Below are 18,240 nucleotides of genomic sequence, written 5' to 3' on the forward strand. Positions count from 1 at the left end.
TGCTAGTCCCGCGTTACGAAAATACCTAGGGAGGATTTCACGTCCTAAGCTCTATGCCGCGAAGCGGAGGCCGAAACTACACGCCGGCCCAATATTCGGTGTGGCTCCAGCTCACTGTCGGCGCATTACCCCCGAGAAGCAGCAGCTATCCGCCAAACGCATTCTGATATCGGACCGACGACTTCCGGCCCATGCAGTCTGGCAGGTTTGCGCCTAACTTCGGTCGTTCACGGCGGCCCTGCACGCCCCCAAAAGCGGACATTGCTGGTGCCAACGCCATGAGCGGCGTTGCGCCATAACCCGACATTGCAAATCGACCTTAGACCCTTGTTGTCAGGGTCGAGAGCTGGTCAGTATCGTAACGGTCCCGCAAGTCGGCAAGCGCTTTCGGATCCGGAGAGCCGTGTGCAGCCAGCTTCGCAAGCTCTTCGAAATAGCGCTCATGCCCGGGTGGAGAGACGGTCATCAGCACCCGCGCCGGCTTCTCGCTCACATTGGTGATGTTGTGCGGCAGGCCCGGTGGAATGAACAGGTAGGTACCTGGTGTCGCGTGGATCGCCTTGTCACCAACCTGCCAGACGCATTCGCCGTCAAGCACGTAGAAGGTTTCCTCCTGCACGCGATGAACATGGAGGCCGGTGGCGAAACCGGCCGGGATCGTCCAGTCAAACATGCTTGTGTGTTTCGTATCCTCGCCGGTGACAAGGAACACCATCGGATGGCCACGTAACATGACCCCCTTGTTTTCGTCGGGCATGCGAATGACGGGAGCGACGCTCATCTGATCCTCCATTGGCTCGGTGCTACTTCCGCAAGCACAGGCGCAAGATGCGCTCCGCGTTTCGGCGAGTCGCGAAGCCGTTCCGAAATCGTTGCGAAAAGATCACAAACGGTATCTTCTTCCGGAATGCCGACAAGCCTTGCGTTTGGCCCATTTCGCCTCGACACCGATACCGGGATTCTATTCCACGGCGCCGAGCCGACGCCACTCGGCCAGCGGGCGGTCGCGCTGCTTGCGCTGCTTGTGGAACAGGCGGGCGCGCCGGTTCCGAAGGAAACGCTGATCGAGGCGGCGTGGCCCAGACAGGCCATTGAGGACAGCAACCTGACGGTCCAGATTGCGGCAGTGCGGCGGCTCTTTGAGCAATTGGCGGGCGGCGCATGCTGGATCGAAACGCTGCAGCGACGCGGCTATCGCTATGTCGGGCCGGCGGTCACAGTCGGCGGCCGGGATCCGTCAGCCGGGGGTGAACCAAGGGCAACGCTGACATTGCCGGACAAACCCTCCGTCGCGGTTTTGCCGTTCTCGAACCTAAGCGGCGATCCGGAGCAGGATTACTTCGCGGACGGGATGGTGGACGATATCATCACCGGCCTGGCGCGCATCAACTGGCTGCTCGTCATCGCGCGAAATTCGACCTTTACCTACAAGGGCCGCGCCGTGGACGTGAAACAGGTCGGCCGCGAGCTTGGCGTCCAGTACGTAATCGAAGGCAGCGTGCGAAGAGCCGGCGGCCACGTGCGCGTGACCGGGCAGATGATCGACGCATCGACCGGCGCTCACATATGGGCCGAGCGGTATGACCGCAGCTCCGACGATATCTTCGCGCTTCAGGATGAGATCGCCATATCGGCTGTAGGCGCAATCTTACCGAGCCTGCGGCGTGCCGAAATCGACAGGGTGAAGCGCAGGCGTCCCGATAACCTGGATGCTTATGACCTTGTGCTTCGGGCCCAGCTCGACGTGGATTCCGGAATGCCTGATCGGGTGACGCGAGCGCTCGTGCTGCTCGAACGTGCCATCGAACTCGATCCGGCCTATGCGCTGGCGCACGGCAACGCGGCGATGTGCCACCATTGCCTCTTCCTCCGCAGCGGCATGCTGGAAGCCAACCGCGCCGCTTCGATCCGCCATGCCCGTTCCGCGATCCTCCACGGCCAGGACGATGCGTCCGCATTGGCTCTCGCGGGATTTTCGATCGGCATGGATGGACATGATCGCGGCGCTGCTTTCACCGCTTTGGAAGCCGCGCTCGCCATTAGTCCGTCATCGGCGCTGACCTACATTCTCGGCAGCGTCGTCCTCGGATGGAGCGGAGAAGCAGAGCGAGCCATCGAGTGGAGCGAACGAGGCATGCGGCTAAGCCCATTTGACCCTTGGGCCTTCGCCGCTTTCGATGCGCAGGCGATGAGTCATTTACTGCGCGGCCGCTACAACGAAGCCTGTCGCGCCGCTTACAAGTCCGTTCAGGCCAATCCCGCACACAGCATCACTTATGTGCAATTGGCCGCTGCCCTTGCCAAACTCGGCCGGTCGGAAGAAGCGAGGGCAGCTGCCGCGCGGGTGCTCGAACTGCAACCAACGTTCCGTTACAGCCGTCAGTTTGCGGGCGTGAACTGTGCTCCAGCGCTCGCGGAATGCCTTGGTGATGCGCTTCATGCTGCCGGGCTGCCAGAGTAGCGCGAGATGCCCTCATGAATCTGTTCGACACGGATCTAAGAGGGTCCGTGCGTGATGCAGGCGGGGCCTTGGCGCCTAGGAGAAGGCCGCTTGCAGGTCAAACCACGTCGCGCAGGTTAAGGACTCGAACGACAGGACGGGGCAGGACTCAGGTTCAACAATAACGGTCGTTGACTCGAAGCCGGCTTGCGTCTGCCATTATGAAAATGGCAGCTTTGCGCCTCAAGTCGGCGGCCGGGCTGTTTGGTGTCTAGTCGGTGAGCAGACATTTGGTACGCAAAGCGTATTGTCTGCGTCCAAAGCAGTTCACGCCTCCTGGTCGCATTTAGCTGGTTGGGGCGATGTGAGAACCTTCGAGGGCATTTAGCGCCTCTTCAATTTGGCGGGTCTCTCGATGCAGCAATCCAACCAGCGATACCAAACGGTCCGGAGCCAATCACGCACTCGTCATGTTAATTGCAAAAGCAGCGATTGCATCTCTTCCGCGAGGCAAAATGGGAACCGCGAGCGCCGAAATGCCAGCGACCAGTTGACCATTGTCGAACGCGTAATCGCGATCTCTAATCACCGTTAGCGCCGCACGCACCTTGGTTCCTGGGAGGTTTCCGTACCGGCGATAAACGCCTGCATTTGTGCCGCAAACGCCCGCATTAATGCAGGGCCATCCTGTGTGTCACCTCAGCCGTACTCAGACGTCCGGCCTGCCACTTTGTCGGACAGAATAATTCCGGTGGATTGTTCGCGCTCGACGTTGGCGTCAATGGCCTCTCACTGCCGGCATTCAACGGCTAGCTTTTGCTTTGCACTTCGCCACAGACATCACTGGCGGCCACATCAGCCCTTTCCAACTCTGCGACCGGCCAAGCATGATAGATCTGAAATCGCCTGCATGATGATCTCCTCGACGTTCGCTCGTTCCTCACCAGTGATCGGGAGGCGTGGCTTTCGGACATGCTCTGGGGCGCCGTACACCAGATGCTCGGCAAGTTTTATGTACTGGACCAACTTGACGTCGGTATCGAGATGAAACGCCGGCGTCAGCAGCCGGTACAAAGGAAGTGCCGTCGCGAAGTCACCGCCGCGTGCCGTTTTGAACAGGGATACGCACTCGGCTGGCCATGCATTCGTCATGCCAGAGACCCAGCCAATGGCACCCAGCGCCAGGCTTTCAAGGATCAGATCGTCCACGCCGCAAAAGATATCGAAGCGATCGCCGAAGGCGTTAAACAGGTCGGTGACCCTGCGGATGTCACCGGTTTCTTCCTTGACGGCAACGATGCCGGGTACGTCGACCAGTGCCTTCAGCGTTTCGACATCAACGTCAACTTTGTAGGCAATGGGGTTGTTGTAGATCATGACCGGCAGATCGCTCGCCTCGGCCACCGTTTTGTACCAGGCGACGGTCTCCTGGCGGTCGGTGCGATAGGCGAGGCTAGGGAAGGTCATCAGGCCTTCGGCTCCAAGCTTCTGGTAGTTGCGAGCCGCAGCCGATGCATTGTCGGTGGACAGCTCCGCAAGGCCCGACAGCAGCGGCACCCGTCCCGCGACGACTTCTTTCGCGGCGCGAACGACAGTGTCGCGTTCCGACTGAGTGAGCGTGGCATTTTCGCCAAGCATCGGCAGCACGATCACGCCGGAGATGCCATTTTCAATGAGCCTATCGATGCTGTTCTGGGTAGCTTCGATATCGATCGCTCCAGATGCCTGCATCTTCGTGGTGACAGCGGGAAATACGCCTGTCCAAGTCATATCAGATCTCCAGTTTTTGCAGGCACCTTAGCCGGCATTGTGTGTTGGACGTCAGGTTGAAGTGTCGTCGCCGTCTGCCTTTGGCTCTGCCTCAAAACCATAGTCGGCCATGGCGCGCGCCGGTGAGATCTTTCCGTTGGCCAAGTCGGTCGCGATGGAGTCTCGGCCGCGACTTGCCGGGTCGCCCCAACCACCGCCGCCAGCCTGTTCATGGCGGATCACGGTGTCCTTGCCGATCTCCAGCGTCACCTTTGCCGGCAGCACGCGCCATTCGCCGTCTTGTTTCAGCAGATTCCTTGAACTCGCCGCCGCCTGGCCGCCGAACAGCCCATAGGGCGAATGCTCGTGACGGTCGGCGCGCAATTGCAGGACCGCGGTGTCCGCCTGCAGGCGATATTGCCGCACCAGTCCTAGCCCGCCACGAAATTGCCCGGCGCCACCGGAATCTTCTCGCAGCGCATACTCCTCCATCATCACGGGGTAGCGCGCCTCGATCGTCTCGATAGGCAGGTTCGACATGTTCTGGCTGGGATTGGTGATACCTTCGATGCCGTCCTTGTCGGACCGACCGCCCCAGGCACCGTTGATCATATCCACCAGGATAAAAGGTTTGCACTCAGGCCCGTGATAGCCGCCGATGGCGACTACTGTGTTGCCGCCTTCGCCTGCCGCCATCAGCCGCTTCGGCGCGATCTGTGCCAGAGCCCCCATCACCGTGTCGACGACGCGGTAGCCAGTCAGCGCCCGCGCCGCCACCGGAGCCGGCATGTTCGGATTGAGGATCGATCCCTCCGGCGCCGTCACGGTGATGCAGCGATAGACGCCGGCATTGTTGGGAACGTCGTGGTCGAGGGCGCAGCGTATGGTCAGATAGGTCGAGGACTTGACGAAAGAGAGCGTGGCATTGATCGCACCCTTCACCTGTGGCGATGAGCCGGCGAAGTCGACCCACAGATGGTCGCCCTTCACCGTGATCCGACAGACGATCGGGATCGGCGCGGGCGAGAAGCCATCGCCGTCGATGTAATCGGTGAAGGCGTACTCGCCATCCGGCCAGCCGGCGATCGCCTTGCGCGTCAGTTCCTCGCCGTAGTCGATCAGCCGGTCGAAATAGGCTTCCAGCTCTTCGCCGTACCGCTCGAACAGCCGCAACATCTCGCGCTCGCCGATGTTGCAGGTGGCGTATTGCGCATCGAGATCGCCGAGCACCATGGCCGGCAGCCGCACGTTCTTCTCGATGATCTTGAACAACGTCCTGTTGGGCAGGCCGCGCTCATAGAGCTTCATCGGCGCGATGCGCAGGCCTTCCTGGAAAATCTCGGTCGAATCCGACGCATTCGAGCCCGGCACCCGGCCACCGACATCGCAATGATGGGCGATCACGACGGAAAATCCGAGCAATCGTTTGCTGGAAAAGATCGGCTTGAACATGAAGATGTCGGGCAGGTGCATGCCGCCGTCATAGGGATCGTTGAGCACGATCACATCGCCCCGGAACATGTCGTCGCGGAAGCGCTCGACGATCACGTCTATCGCGTCCGGGACGGCGCCCAAGTGCAGGGCGACGGTCTTTGCCTGGCTGAGGATCCGCCCCTTGGCATCGCAGAGCGTCACCGAATAATCGAGAACATCGCGCACGATCGGCGAGCGGGCGGTGCGCATCACCGCGTAGGCCATGTCGTCGACGATGGTGTCGAGCCCCGACTTGATGACCGCGAACGTGATGGGATCGATGGCGGTCATCAAGCAGCCTCCAGCGTCGCGATCAGGCTGCCGGTCGCATTTGGTTCGACCCGCATTCCGGGCGGGATGACAATAGTGGTGTCCGCGCCCTCGATGATCACCGGTCCGGAGAGCGCCGATACCACTGACGCACGTGGTACGATCGTCGTCTCGATCGCCGCGGCGCGGGTGAAGTGCACCATGCGCCTCTCCTCGCGCGCACCGACATCGTTCGGTGCGGCCTTGAGCGCGGTGAAATCGAGCGGCTCCGATATCCGCGCGTGGGCATGCAGCCGCAGCGCCACCGCTTCCACCGCGTCGTTTGGCGTGTAGCCGTAGGTGTCGCGATAGGCAGCGATGAACGCCGGCCGCAGGGAAGCTGCGTCGAACGCACCGGAGAACGGTATGGACAGCGACGCGTCCTGTCCCTCGAGGCGCAGATCGATCGCCTCGCTGAAGCCCACCGTCTCGGCCGCATAGCCCTGTCTTGTCAGCGCCATGGTAGCGGCCGCGCGCATCTCGCGCCGCAACCTTTCAACCACTTCAAACCCCAGCAGATCGAGCCTCGCTTGCGCCGACCGCAACTCGTGATGTTCGATGCTGCCGGCCAGCATGCCCATTGCCGTGAACACCCCTGGCGACGGCGGAAACACAACCCGTGTGATGCCGAGCGTTCTGGCGAGATCGCAGGCATGCACCGGACCCGAGCCACCGAAGGCAAGCAGCGTGAGGTCGCGCGGATCGAGACCCCGCTCTACCGTCACGGCACGGATGGCGCGAACCATGTTGGCGTTGGCGATCTCCCGGATCCCGCAGGCCGCCGCTGCCGCGGAGAGCCCGAGTGGGCTTCCCAGCGTCTTGTCGATCGCCATGCGCGCTGCCTCGACGTCCAGCCTCAGCGTGCCGCCAGCCAGTCGCGGCGGCAGGTAGCCAAGCACGACATTGGCATCCGTTACCGTCGGCCGTGCGCCACCCAGCCCATAGCAGACGGGACCGGGATCGGCGCCCGCCGAAATTGGACCGACAGTGAGCAGGCCGGCGGCGTCGATCGCGGCGATGGAACCGGCGCCGTTGCCGACCTCGGCCACATCCACCGTCGGCACCCGCATCATGTAGCCGCCGGCCTTGATGAAGCGCGATGGCACCGACATTCCGGCGCGGAACTCGTATTCATGCGTGCGGCTCAGCACGCCCCGGTGGATGAGTGCCGCCGATGCCGTCGTTCCGCCCATGTCGAAGGCAACGAGATTGGGTTCGCCCAGAGCCGCGCCGAGGCGTGCGGCACCGACGGCGCCTGAAGAACGGCCCGACGATATGAAGAAAACCGGCTTGCTCTGCGCAGTGGTGGACGCAGACAGGCCGCCATTGGAATTGCCGATCAACAGCGGCGCGGTGACACCCGCCGACCGCAATTTATGCTCGAGACGCTCCAGATACCCCTTAAGCGGCGGCAGCACGTAGGCATTCACAGCCACCGTCGAGGTACGTTCGTATTCGCCCGCTTCGGGCAGCACGTCGACGGAGGCCGTCACCGCGATCTCGGCGAAAGCCTGCGAGAAGATTTGCGCCGCGCTGCGTTCATTCTCTGGGTTCTTGTAGGAATTGAGGAAGCAGATGGCGACGGACTGGATGCCTTCGTCACGAAAGAAGGCGCCTGCCCTGAGCACGTCCTCGGCGACGACCGGTGTTTGGATGGTGCCGTCCGCCAGCGTCCTCTCGGCCACTTCCAGCCGGTATCGCCTGGCAACCAGCGGTTCCGGCTTGTCCCAGGTCAGGTCGAACATGCCGGGCGTGCGCAGCCGGCCGATCTCCAGCACGTCGCGAAACCCCTTGGTCGTGATCAGCCCCGTGCGGGCGCCAAGTTTCTGCAGCAGCGTGTTCGAACCGACCGTCGTCCCGTGCAAAATCTCAGTGAGGGCGGCGGCAGGGATGTCGGCGGCAGCCAGCACTTCGGCCATGCCCGATATGACGGCGTCCTCGGGTGCAGCCGGCGTTGAGCTGACCTTGGCCGAGAAGGTGAGGCCGTCATTTCTGAGCAGCACCAGATCGGTGAACGTGCCACCGATATCGACGCTGAGCCGTGCCGACTGCATCATTGGCACGCTATTTGTCGGACGCGAGCTTGCCGCCCACCGCCCAATCATGCTTCTCGACATCCTCGAAAATGATGTCGATCACGTCAGGTCCGCATTTGAGGATGCTCGCCGCTTCGCGCGTCACGACCTCGACGAATTCGCGTTTCTGATCGATGCTGCGTCCCTTGAGCAGCCTAACGCTGATTGTCGGCATGATGTCCCTCCGAATTCCTGGCCTATAGCCACGCGTTGACATGCCATGGCGCGAACTCGTCGTCGCCGTAGCCGAGCAGTTCGCTCTTGGTGGCTTTGCCCGAGGCGGTGGCGATCATCTCGCGAAAGATCGCTTCGCCCATCTCGTCGATCGACCTGTCCCCATCGAGGATCGATCCGCAATTGATGTCCATGTCCTCTTCCATGCGGGCATACATTTCGGAGTTGGTCGCGAGCTTGATCGAGGGTGCCGGCCGGCAGCCGAAGCAGGAGCCGCGCCCGGTGGTGAATGCGATCAAATTGGCGCCGCACGCGACCTGACCGGTCGCCGACATCGGATCGAAACCGGGCGAGTCCATGAACACCAGGCCGCGCTTGTCTATTGGACGTCCATAACCGTAGACCTCGACGAGGTTGCTGGTGCCGCCCTTGGCCACCGCGCCCAGCGATTTCTCGAGGATGGTGGTCAATCCGCCTGCCTTGTTGCCTGGCGAAGGGTTATTGTCGAAACCTTGCGGTTCGCGGCTGGTGTAGTCGTCCCACCATTCGAGCAGCCCGATCAGCCGCTCGCCGACTTCCCTGCTCACGGCGCGTTCGAGCAAGAGGTTTTCAGCACCGTAAATTTCCGGTGTCTCCGCCAGGATCGCCGTACCGCCGCAGGCAACGAGACGGTCCACCGCGGCACCGAGTGCGGGATTGGCGGAAATTCCCGAGAAGCTGTCGGAGCCGCCACATTGCAACCCGACCATGATCTCGCTCGCAGGAACCCTCTGTCGTTGCTTCTTTGCCGCCTTTTCCAGCATGGCTTCGACCATCTCGATGCCGCGCGAAATGCTCGAACGGGTTCCGCCGGTCTCCTGCATCACCAGCTTGGCCAGGTCATCACCGAGTTCGAGTTGCTCTTCGTCGATCAACTGGTCGATCTGATTGTCCTCGCAGCCAAGCCCGATAAGCAGCGCGCCAGAAAAGTTCGGGTGCCGCGCGTAGCCGGCGAGCGTCCGCCGAAGCATCTTCATCGACATAGAGCCATCGGCGACGCTGCAACCTGACTTGTGGGTCAACGCGACCACCCCGTCGACGCCCGGGTAGCGCAGCAACCGCCTCGGATCACGGAAATGATCGGCGATCATGCGCGCGACCAGCGCCGAGCAATTCACCGAGGTCAGGACGCCGACATAGTTGCGTGTTCCAACCTTGCCATCCGCGCGAAGATAGCCGTCGAAGGTCGGGATATCCGATGGCAACCGGACTGGCGCATTGGATAGCCGTGTGCCGATCGCACGCCCTGCCATCGATGCCTCGAAACCCATATTGTGAAGGTGGACATGCGCCCCAGCGGGGATAGGGGCCGTCGCCAGACCGATCGGCTGGCCGAGGCGGTGGATCACCTCTCCCTGTTCCAGCGGTCGCAGCGCTACCTTATGGCCGAAGGGGATAGCGGTGGTTGCAAGCAGGCCAAACGGCACCAGGGTCTCGCCGGCATGGATGTCGCGAAGCGCCACGGCCACCTCGTCGTCGGGCTTCAGCTGCAGAACCACGCTTTTCACTTCGGCCATTGCCCACTCCTAGGGAAGCACTCAAACATAGTTTTGCTTGATTGTCAGCAATCAGCAAACATAAATCTGTGTGCCACCTTCAGGGCTCTCTCATCCCCCGGCGGCTTTGGGTGCCAAACAGCATTTCCTCAATGGCGATGAGCTATCGTTAATTGTCAGCAATGCCGGTTGCGTGGGCCAAGGCGCCGGAATATGTAGTTGGCACCGTTGGCCATGAGTCGATTGATGACGAAGCTCACAAGTCTTAAGTCTGAAAAGCGTCTGCTCGACCGCAGGGCTGCCGACCAGATACGCTCGCATATACTCGAAGGCGTGCTGCCGGCCGGCGAACGGCTGCTTGAGACCCAACTGTCCGAGGAACTTGAAGTCAGCCGCGGCACAGTGCGTTCGGCACTGGCGCAACTGGCCAATGAAGGTCTTGTCCAGCAGGTGGCCTTCACCCGCTGGGAAGTTTCGGGCACCTCTACCGTCGATGCCTGGGAAATCTACACGCTGCGCGGCGCGCTGGAAGGGTTGGGCGCGCGCCTTGCCGCGGCCAACGTTAGCGAAACAGATGGAATGCGCCTGCGTGCCATTGCCGACGACCTGCTGCACGCCATTCGCGAGGGCCGCTTCCAGGATGCCACAGGGATCGATTTCGACCTGCATGCGGCGATTATAGAGCTGGCCAGGCATGAGCGCCTGGCCGAACAACACCGCTTCATCGTCCAGCAGGTGCGCTTCCACATGGTGCAATCGGGCTTTCTGCCCAACGACTATGAAGAGCTGATTGCCGAGCACAAGGCGTTGATCGAGGCGGTGATCGCCGGCGATGCTGACCGGGCCGAGAAGCTGGCGCGCAATCATAACGATGCCGAGGTCAAGCTGCTGGCGAAACTGTTAAAGCAAGGCGGCAGCGCCAAGCCCATCCGCGAAAAGGCGTCCTGAGGGCGCCACCTGCAGTATGACAAGGCCGGCTATCCAGGCGTTTGGAGCGCGGCGCGCAGATTGTCGCTAAGGATAATCTTTTCGCCTTTGAAACCGCCCAAAGCGGTGCGCATCAACGCCAGGTCGATCTCGGCGCTGTGTTCGCGCGAGTAGCCGTCAAACGCCGTGGCATCGCCGGGATAGCGTCCGTCCGGGTGCTGGTAGAGGTCCATTCCGGCTATCACGATCCGTTCGGCTCCAACTGCCGCGGCAACGGCAATCATCAGCGCACCGTTGGTCGGGATCATTGGTCCGGAAAGATCTGCGAGCGTCGGATCGAAGGCATCAAGTAAAATATAGCCAGCCGAAGGAGGACGCATCGCCATCGTATGGCGCATCAGGATTGGCCGGCCGATCGCAGCGGTCGGAAAGGTGATGATCGGCCGCCGGCCAGAACCGGGAAGGTCGGGATCGGCGGTGAAGACGACAGCGGGCTCCGTCATCCAGCCGCGCCCGCGCCAGTTCCAGTTGACGCGAAACAGCGCGGCATCGCGATGGTGCGAAAGTCTCGGATCCTCAGATGATGGACCGTTGCCAAGACAGACTATCGTTCGTGGATTGCCGAGCCGCGTCTTGAGGTCGGCCAGCGAAGCGATACGACTTCCACCCAGCAGGTCGATCAGGAATGTGCTGGTGGAAACCGGACGAGCCGGCAAGTCGCGGGGCGGCAGTATTGTCGCGACCGTCCCGGCTGTCATGGGCTCGTTGCTGTCGAGGACGCCGGCCTTCCCAAATTCCGCGTTCAGTCTCGCCGGACCGATGACCAGGATCGCTTCCAGACGACGCCGCCAAAGCCCGGCGCCCGCTGGATAGGGCAAGGGCAGCACCAGTTCATGAGGATATCGCCGGCGCAGTTCCGAGAGGTCTTCGGCCGCCGCTGCCAGCACAAGCCGATAGCCGGGTCGCTGCCGGAGCGCTGCATCGGCCGTCTCATAGACCCGGCCGATCTCGTCCGGCGTGCCTGCCAGCACCACTGTCGCGCGGCCTCGCGGCAGAAGCAGCCCGAAGCGCTGTAGTTGATCGGCAAAACTCATCGCACCGCCCGTGCCGTTGCGGCCAGCCTTACGGTCCCGGCGGCGAAGGCGCAATGCCTTGCCTATTGGATCGCGCCCCGACGAAACGACTCAAGCGTAATTGACGTAGATAGTCTTCTTCTGGAAATAGGCGTCGAGCCCGTACTTGCCGTCCTCGCCTCCGATGCCGCTGTCGCGGATGCCGGCGTGGTGGGCATGCACGGCGTCGCCGCCGGGCCGATTGACATAGATCTCGCCGAACTTCAGCTCTCGCACCAGCCGCATCACCCGGCGCATATCCTTGGTGAAGACGTAGGCCGACAGGCCGTAGTTCGATTCATTGGCAAGCCGCAGCCCTTCATCGAAATCGCCCACTGTCATCACAGGCACGACCGGGCCGAACACCTCATCCTGCATGATGCGCATCTGGTTGTCGGTGACGGTCATCACCGTCGGCTCGTACCAGTGTCCGCGCGCAAATTCGCCCTCCGTCAGGCGGCGACCGCCGGTCAACACTTCAGCACCCGCCGAGCGTGCCGTCTCGACCATGCGCTCGACCTTGTCGAGCTCCATACCGCTGAATTTCGGCCCGACATCGACCAATGTGGTGGGGTCGCCGACCTTTAGTGCCTTCACCGCGCGGGTGAACTTCTCCAGAAATTCGTCGGCGACGCGCCTATGCACATACATGCGCTCATTGCAGATGCAGATCTGGCCGCAATTCTCGAACCGCGACAGCACGGCCGCGCGAACCGCAGCACCGATGTCGGCATCCTCGGCGACGACGAAGGGCGCCTTGCCGCCGAGCTCGAGCCGCAGCAGTTTGAGGTCCTCGGCGGCGGCACGGAAGATCTCCTTGCCGGCGCGCACGCTGCCGGTGAGCGTGATGAGACGCGGGATAGGATGGCGCACCAGCGCGGCACCGATGCCCTCACCGGTGCCGCTGACGACATTGATGACGCCTGGCGGGAAGTCGAGCTGCGAGGAGAGCTGCGCGATCTCCAGCGCCGAGATCGGCGTGCCCTCATGTGACTTGATGACGATGGTGTTTCCGGCGAGCAGCGCCGGCCCCATCTTGCGGCACATTAGCGCCGCCGGATAGTTCCAGGCCGTTAGGGCGATGACGACGCCATGGGCGACACGCTGGATCCAGATCTGCTCGTCCGGCACATCGGACGGGATGATGTCACCGGTGATGCGGCGCGCTTCCTCGGCGGCGTAGGTGAGATAGAGCGCCGCCCCCTCGATCTCGCCGCGCGCCTCGTGGATCGGCTTGCCTTGTTCGGCAACGACGATGCGCGCCAGCCGCTCGCGGTTTTCGAGAATCAGCCGCGCCAGATCCTTTAGCAATTGCCCACGCGCCGCCGGCGGTAGCGCTTCCCAACCAGGTTGGGCGGCGCGAGCGGCGACCAGCGCCCGGTCGGCGTCGTCCGCGCCGCCTTTCGGCACCGAGGCGATCACCGCCTGCGTTGCCGGGTTTTCGACCTCGATCCATTCCTTGATGGTGGAATCGACCCACTCGCCATTGATATAGTGGCGGTAGCGATCGGTGCCTTTGACCAGTTCCTTCATTGCGGGCATGTCAAGTCCTCGAGGTATTTCAGTGGAATGTTCCTACCGGCACGTAGCCCGCCATCTCCGGCAGCCAGAGCGTAATCTGGGGCACGAAGACGAGGACGAAGAGCGCCAGGATCAAGATGAAAAGCAGCAACCAGACTTCGCCAAGAATTGTCGCGACCTTGATGCCGGTAATGCCCGATATGAGGAAAACCAGCTGTCCCATCGGCGGTGTAATCAGCCCGATCATCATATTCACCGTGGAGACGACGCCGAAATAGACGGGATCGATTCCAAGCTCCCGTACGGTCGGCATCAGGATCGGTATGACGATCAGCAGCATCAGCAGCGTGTCGAGCAGCGCGCCGAGGATCAGGAACAGAACGGTCACCAGCAGCATGAACATCAATGGGCTGAGATCCAGCGAGGCAATCCAGCTTCCGAGCTGATCCGGTATCTGCTCCGCCGCGACGACGTAGTTCATCAGCACGGCACCGGCGATGGTGATTGCCACGATGGCGGTCGAGCGCGACGATTCCATCAACACGTTGAACAGGACCTTTGGCGACAGGGTCCGGTACCAGAACAGCGCCAGCAGCAAGGCACAGAAAGCCGCCACCGCCGCCGCTTCGGTCGGAGTGACCGCGCCCGAGTAGATGCCGCCGAGCAGGATGACGGGCAACACCAGGGTCGGTGCCGCGTCGCGTGTCACGGCAATCGCTTCTTGCCGGGTTGGCTTCGGCTGTGTCGGAAAATTCTGCAGCCGCGCCTGTACCGCCACCACGGCCATCATGACCAGCGCCAGAAAGATGCCGGGGCCGACGCCCCCCATGAAAAGATAGCCGATCGACGTGTTGGAAACGACACCGTAGAGCACCATCGGGATCGAGGGTGGAATGATCGGCCCCAGGATCGAGGATGCCGACGTCAGCGCCGCTGCAAAACCGGGGCGGTAGCCGGCCTTGATCATCATGTCGATGGAGATCTTGCCGGGGCCTGCCGCGTCCGCCAGCGCACTGCCGCTCATACCGGCAAAGATCACGCTAGCGACGATGTTGACATGGGCGAGCCCGCCCCGAAACCGGCCGACGAGGAGGTTGGCGAAGCCGAACATCTTGTCGGTCATCTTGCCGGCATTCATCAACTCCGCGGCAAAAATGAACAATGGCACCGCGAGCATGACGAAGTTGCCGTAGATCCCATTGAGGCTCTGGCTGGCGACCAGGCCCATGTCGCGGCCGGTGATGACGAAGTACACGATGCCGGAGGCCAGCATGGCGTGGCCGAGCGGCATGCCTGCGAACATCCAGACGAAGAACAGAACGAACATCACCTCAACGGCGAAGGACATGAAAAATTCCTAGATATGCTGTTCCCAACCGGGTCGTAACAATTGCCAGAGGCGCCGAAGCGCGCTGACGATTACGGCGACGAGAAAGATCAGGAAACTTCCGAACACGAACTGCATGGGCAGATGCAGCAAGGTCGAGTGACGATTGCGAAGGAACAGGATGTAGTCGAAAGTGCCGGGAAGGGCGGCAAGGAACACCACCGCCAGGGAAAGAGTCACGAAGATCGCCACGACCCGTCGCGACCGGGGTGGAAACAGGCCGTAGATAACGTCGAAGACAATGTGCTGCCGCTCTTTGATCAGTATGTCGCTCGTCCAGAACACGATCCACACATAAGCGACCACGCAAAGCTCGTTCGTCCACGATATCGGCGCGTTGAAGACGTAGCGGGCGACGATGCCTATGACGAAGCCGGCGAACATCACGGCAAAAGCCACGACGCTCACCGACTCCGCCAGTCGCTTCCAGACGATGGCCAAGGACTGCATCAACCGAGCTTATGCAGCGCCGATACGATCAAGCATGCCCTTGGGCCAGTTCTTCGAAAAGTCCGAATTGACGAAAGCATCGAGCACATGTTTTTGGAAAGCCGCGACGTCGGGGGTCGTCACCGTGTTGCCGTGTGCCTCAAGGAACGCCTTGCCATCGTTTTCGGTGGCGATCACGCCGTCGTCGTTGACCTTCTTGGCCACTTCCTCGGCCGCGAGGATCGCCTTCTTCTCGTCGTCACTGAGCCCGTCCCAGAACGCGGTCGGCATTGTGAAGAAGACATTCGCAACCTGGTGGCCGGTCAGCACGACCTGTTTCGACACCTCGTAGAACTTTGACGCGATGGCGTCCGGCAGCGGGTTTTCGAGGCCGTCGATCGTGCCGGTCTGCATGGCAAGATAGACTTCCTCGAAGGCCAGCGGCGTGGCGCTGGCGCCAAGCGCGTTGCCGAGGAATTGCCAGGCAGCCGAACCCGGCATGCGCAGCTTCACGCCCTTGAGATCCGCCGGCACATTGACGGTGCGGGGTGTCCGCAGGATGACATGCCGCGTGCCGAGATACTGGCTCCTAAGGATCTGCAATTTCAGATCGCTCGCCACCTTGTCCTTGAATTCCTTGCCGACGTCGCCGCCGTACACCGCATCCAGGTGTTTGGCATCGCGGAACAGATAGCCGGTGGTGAAGATCGAGAATTCCGGGACCAGTTCCGAAATATCCGAAGGCGAGGTGAGAGCGATTTCGAGATTGCCGCGCTGCATCGCCTCGATTTCCGTGCCCTGCGCGAACAGCGTGCCGTTGTAGTGCAACTGTACGTCGAAAGCACCCGGCATCGACTTGTCGAGTTGCGCCTTGAACGCTTGCAGTGCCTTGGATTGCCATTCTGTGTCCGGACCGGGCGTCGAGGCACGGATTACCTTGCCTGCCGCGAAAGCGAGCCGCGAGACGAAGGGCGCCGCCAGGACGCCCAAGGCGCCGGCAACTACCGTGCGGCGGCCAACGGCACGATTAAGAAATGAAGATTCCTGTTTGCTCATGCTCTTCCCCTCCTGCGTAGCTGTTGGGGCGCCTTCGATGGCGCGCGACCTGACGAACGGATGGTTTCACCACAGCTACAAATCGTCAAGCTGAATGTTGACAATAGGCAATCAATCATCATTTGTTGGACCGGAGGGCACAAAGTGCTCTCAAACAGACGAGCGAGCCCACCTATGAAGATCCAGACGCCAGCCCTGCCGAGGATCGATTGCTTCATGGTCGCGGCGGCGACACCGCTGACGGCCGACCTGCACCCCGACATCAAACTGCTCGTCCGTCACATCGAGATGCTGTTCGGTGCCGGTTGCGACGGCATCGCGCTCTTTGGCACGACGGGCGAGGGCACCGAGTTCTCGGTGGAGGACAGGACACAAGCACTCGATGGCGTCATTGCCGGCGGTATCGCGCCAAGTCGGCTCATTGTCTCGGTCGGCGCACTGTCGATCCCGGATATTGCACGGCTGGCTCATCATGCGCTCGACCGTGGCGTTGACAGCCTGCTGCTGATGCCGCCTTGCGTCTATCGCGGCGGCATCACCGAGGACGGCACCTTCCGCTTCTACGCGACTGTCATCGACCGTATCTCGCGTGTCGATCTGAAACTGTGCCTCTATCATTTCCCGGATATTTGCGGCGTCCCACTGACGCCGCGCGTCATCCGGCGGCTGGACGAGGCCTATCCGGGGATCATCAGTGGCGTGAAGGACAGCGGCGGGGACCTGGATTTCACCGAGGCCTTGATCCGCCGCTTCTCGCACTTGTCCATCTACACGGGCTCTGAGACCCATCTACCGCAAGCGCTCGCGGCGGGCGCGCGCGGCACCATATGCGGCCTCGGCAACGCCATGCCGCGTCTGATGCGGGCGATGTTCGACGCGCCGACCGCCTTCGATCGCCGCAAGCTCGTGCCGGCCTTGTTGGGCGGCGACTCCATCCTTTCGAGGAAACCGTTCCCGGCCTCGGTGAAGGCGGTGCTCGCGTCGGCCAGTGGCGAGCCGGGTTGGAACCGGGTTCTACCGCCGATGTCGGAAATAGCCATGCCCGAAAGAGACTGGTTGCTGCGGGATTTCTTCAGTTGGGAGCAGAACCTGCCGCCGGCTTGGCGGACTTTTCAGCCTAGCGAACAGGAAGACCGCTCGCAAGTTGTCAAGATGAAGCGTGCCTGAGCGGTTCTTCTTGCTGCCGCTGGCAGCCGCGTTGGTACATGTGATGCAGAAAGCCGACGTATTGTGTTCGATACTTGTCAAAACGTCGAAAAAAATTCGCGACGATTCTTCTCTTAAAATCAATAGCGTAACTTTTTGACCGTTCTGGTGACGGCACTTACAGTTGCTCGAAAGGAATTTTCTAGTGATTTCAATTGGTGTATGTCTCTGAAACAATCGATTACGAGAGGGTAAAAACGGAGGCAATAGCATAATTCCGGCGGCGATTTTCCTCGCTCCGCAGTTGTCGTCCCAGATCGTTTCTCATTCTCCTTTATCTAGCGTCCTTCCATCTCTGCCTACAGGTCCCATCTGCACTAACTTTCAGGATTGTTGTAAAGTGGGTCTGAAGAGCGAGAGTGTTTGGCCTAGAATGCCGTGCAGAAGGGCGGGTCTGCTTGCGCCTCTGCCACGGTGTCCAGATCCTGATTGCGGTCGATGGAGTCGTCCGAGGCAAGAAGGTCGCCGCGCTTGGAGCTTGCGAACCGGAGGTGACACTCGCTGGCGGCACTTATATCGACCTCTCGCGGAAGGATGCCTATGTCGATGGAACTATGGTATCGGCCAAGGGTTGGACATGTCTTCTTCATGTTGACGATCCATCCCTCCCGGCGCAACAACACATGGACGCGACGGTAGCCGTAGCGCACCCGCGTCTCGCAAATCTCCCGAATCCGTCGTTCGAGCGCGGCCTGCCCGGTGCGGCGAGATTTGTAATGGTAGGTCGAGGTGTCAAACGTTAGCGCCTTGCATGCCCGCCTGATCGATATCCCCCAATCCGCCAGCATCCCGTCGACCAGCTTGCGCTTCCAAGCAGGCCTTAGATTTTTCGGCGGATAACGTCCTG

14 protein-coding genes and 2 pseudogenes are annotated in these 18,240 nt (G+C 61.5%); 4 read left to right on the plus strand and 12 right to left on the minus strand.

Annotated features, from left to right (window positions below):
• Positions 1–319: 319 nt before the first annotated feature.
• A complete protein-coding gene (locus A3A9_RS0132525; protein WP_027062336.1) occupies positions 320–781 on the minus strand; it encodes a cupin domain-containing protein in 462 nt (153 codons plus the stop codon).
• A 126-nt stretch (positions 782–907) separates the two neighbouring features.
• Between A3A9_RS0132525 and A3A9_RS0132530 the strand changes: the two genes are divergently transcribed.
• Positions 908–2,461 (plus strand): winged helix-turn-helix domain-containing tetratricopeptide repeat protein, encoded by a 1,554-nt coding sequence (locus A3A9_RS0132530; protein ID WP_027062337.1) that lies wholly within the window; start codon positions 908–910, stop codon positions 2,459–2,461.
• A gap of 834 nt (positions 2,462–3,295) precedes the next feature.
• Here the strand turns inward: A3A9_RS0132530 and A3A9_RS0132535 are convergent.
• The 5 genes from A3A9_RS0132535 to A3A9_RS0132555 are packed head-to-tail and all read right to left on the minus strand — an operon-like array spanning position 3,296 to position 9,776.
• Positions 3,296–4,210 carry a dihydrodipicolinate synthase family protein gene (locus A3A9_RS0132535; RefSeq protein WP_027062338.1) on the minus strand — a complete coding sequence of 305 codons (915 nt, stop codon included), beginning with the start codon at positions 4,208–4,210 and terminating at the stop codon, positions 3,296–3,298.
• Between the two features lie 51 nt (positions 4,211–4,261).
• A complete protein-coding gene (locus A3A9_RS40035; protein ID WP_051371353.1) occupies positions 4,262–5,953 on the minus strand; it encodes a hydantoinase B/oxoprolinase family protein in 1,692 nt (563 codons plus the stop codon).
• Positions 5,953–8,028 carry a hydantoinase/oxoprolinase family protein gene (locus tag A3A9_RS0132545; protein ID WP_245279177.1) on the minus strand — a complete coding sequence of 692 codons (2,076 nt, stop codon included), beginning with the start codon at positions 8,026–8,028 and terminating at the stop codon, positions 5,953–5,955. The genes A3A9_RS40035 and A3A9_RS0132545 overlap by 1 nt, the downstream gene beginning before the upstream one ends.
• A 7-nt stretch (positions 8,029–8,035) precedes the next feature.
• Positions 8,036–8,221, minus strand: a complete 186-nt coding sequence (locus A3A9_RS0132550) for a 4-oxalocrotonate tautomerase (protein WP_023775024.1) — start codon at positions 8,219–8,221, stop codon at positions 8,036–8,038.
• A 22-nt stretch (positions 8,222–8,243) separates the two neighbouring features.
• On the minus strand, positions 8,244–9,776 hold the full coding sequence (locus A3A9_RS0132555; protein WP_027062340.1) for a UxaA family hydrolase: 1,533 nt from the start codon (positions 9,774–9,776) through the stop codon (positions 8,244–8,246).
• 225 nt (positions 9,777–10,001) lie between these two features.
• Here A3A9_RS0132555 and A3A9_RS40040 point away from each other — a divergent pair, with 225 nt between their 5' ends.
• The gene (locus tag A3A9_RS40040) at positions 10,002–10,703 is read left to right on the plus strand and encodes a GntR family transcriptional regulator (RefSeq protein WP_051371357.1); all 702 of its coding nucleotides are present in this window, start codon (positions 10,002–10,004) and stop codon (positions 10,701–10,703) included.
• A gap of 29 nt (positions 10,704–10,732) precedes the next feature.
• Here the strand turns inward: A3A9_RS40040 and A3A9_RS0132565 are convergent, their stop codons facing one another.
• From A3A9_RS0132565 to A3A9_RS0132585, 5 genes are all read right to left on the minus strand, one after another.
• Positions 10,733–11,776 carry a hypothetical protein gene (locus A3A9_RS0132565; RefSeq protein WP_152536223.1) on the minus strand — a complete coding sequence of 348 codons (1,044 nt, stop codon included), beginning with the start codon at positions 11,774–11,776 and terminating at the stop codon, positions 10,733–10,735.
• 90 nt (positions 11,777–11,866) lie between these two features.
• The gene (gene aldA / locus A3A9_RS0132570; RefSeq protein ID WP_202596427.1) at positions 11,867–13,336 is read right to left on the minus strand and encodes an aldehyde dehydrogenase; all 1,470 of its coding nucleotides are present in this window, start codon (positions 13,334–13,336) and stop codon (positions 11,867–11,869) included.
• A gap of 19 nt (positions 13,337–13,355) precedes the next feature.
• Positions 13,356–14,663: a TRAP transporter large permease gene (locus tag A3A9_RS0132575; RefSeq protein WP_027062343.1), complete on the minus strand. Its 1,308-nt coding sequence runs from the start codon at positions 14,661–14,663 to the stop codon at positions 13,356–13,358.
• A gap of 9 nt (positions 14,664–14,672) precedes the next feature.
• Positions 14,673–15,152, minus strand: coding sequence for a TRAP transporter small permease (locus tag A3A9_RS0132580; protein WP_033838950.1), 480 nt, complete (start codon positions 15,150–15,152; stop codon positions 14,673–14,675).
• A 9-nt stretch (positions 15,153–15,161) separates the two neighbouring features.
• Entirely contained in the window at positions 15,162–16,187 is a 1,026-nt protein-coding gene (locus A3A9_RS0132585) for a DctP family TRAP transporter solute-binding subunit (RefSeq protein ID WP_027062345.1), read from the minus strand.
• Positions 16,188–16,361: 174 nt separating this feature from the next.
• Here A3A9_RS0132585 and A3A9_RS0132590 point away from each other — a divergent pair, with 174 nt between their 5' ends.
• Entirely contained in the window at positions 16,362–17,354 is a 993-nt protein-coding gene (locus A3A9_RS0132590; protein ID WP_027062346.1) for a dihydrodipicolinate synthase family protein, read from the plus strand.
• A gap of 443 nt (positions 17,355–17,797) precedes the next feature.
• Positions 17,798–17,977: pseudogene (locus tag A3A9_RS43185) on the plus strand (protease); the annotation flags it as partial.
• Here the strand turns inward: A3A9_RS43185 and A3A9_RS43190 are convergent.
• A pseudogene (locus A3A9_RS43190) lies at positions 17,972–18,240 on the minus strand (IS3 family transposase); the annotation flags it as partial. The pseudogenes A3A9_RS43185 and A3A9_RS43190 sit on opposite strands and share 6 nt — an antisense overlap.

Origin of the sequence: Mesorhizobium loti CJ3sym (assembly GCF_000472785.1) — a bacterium.
Lineage (GTDB): Bacteria > Pseudomonadota > Alphaproteobacteria > Rhizobiales > Rhizobiaceae > Mesorhizobium > Mesorhizobium loti_E.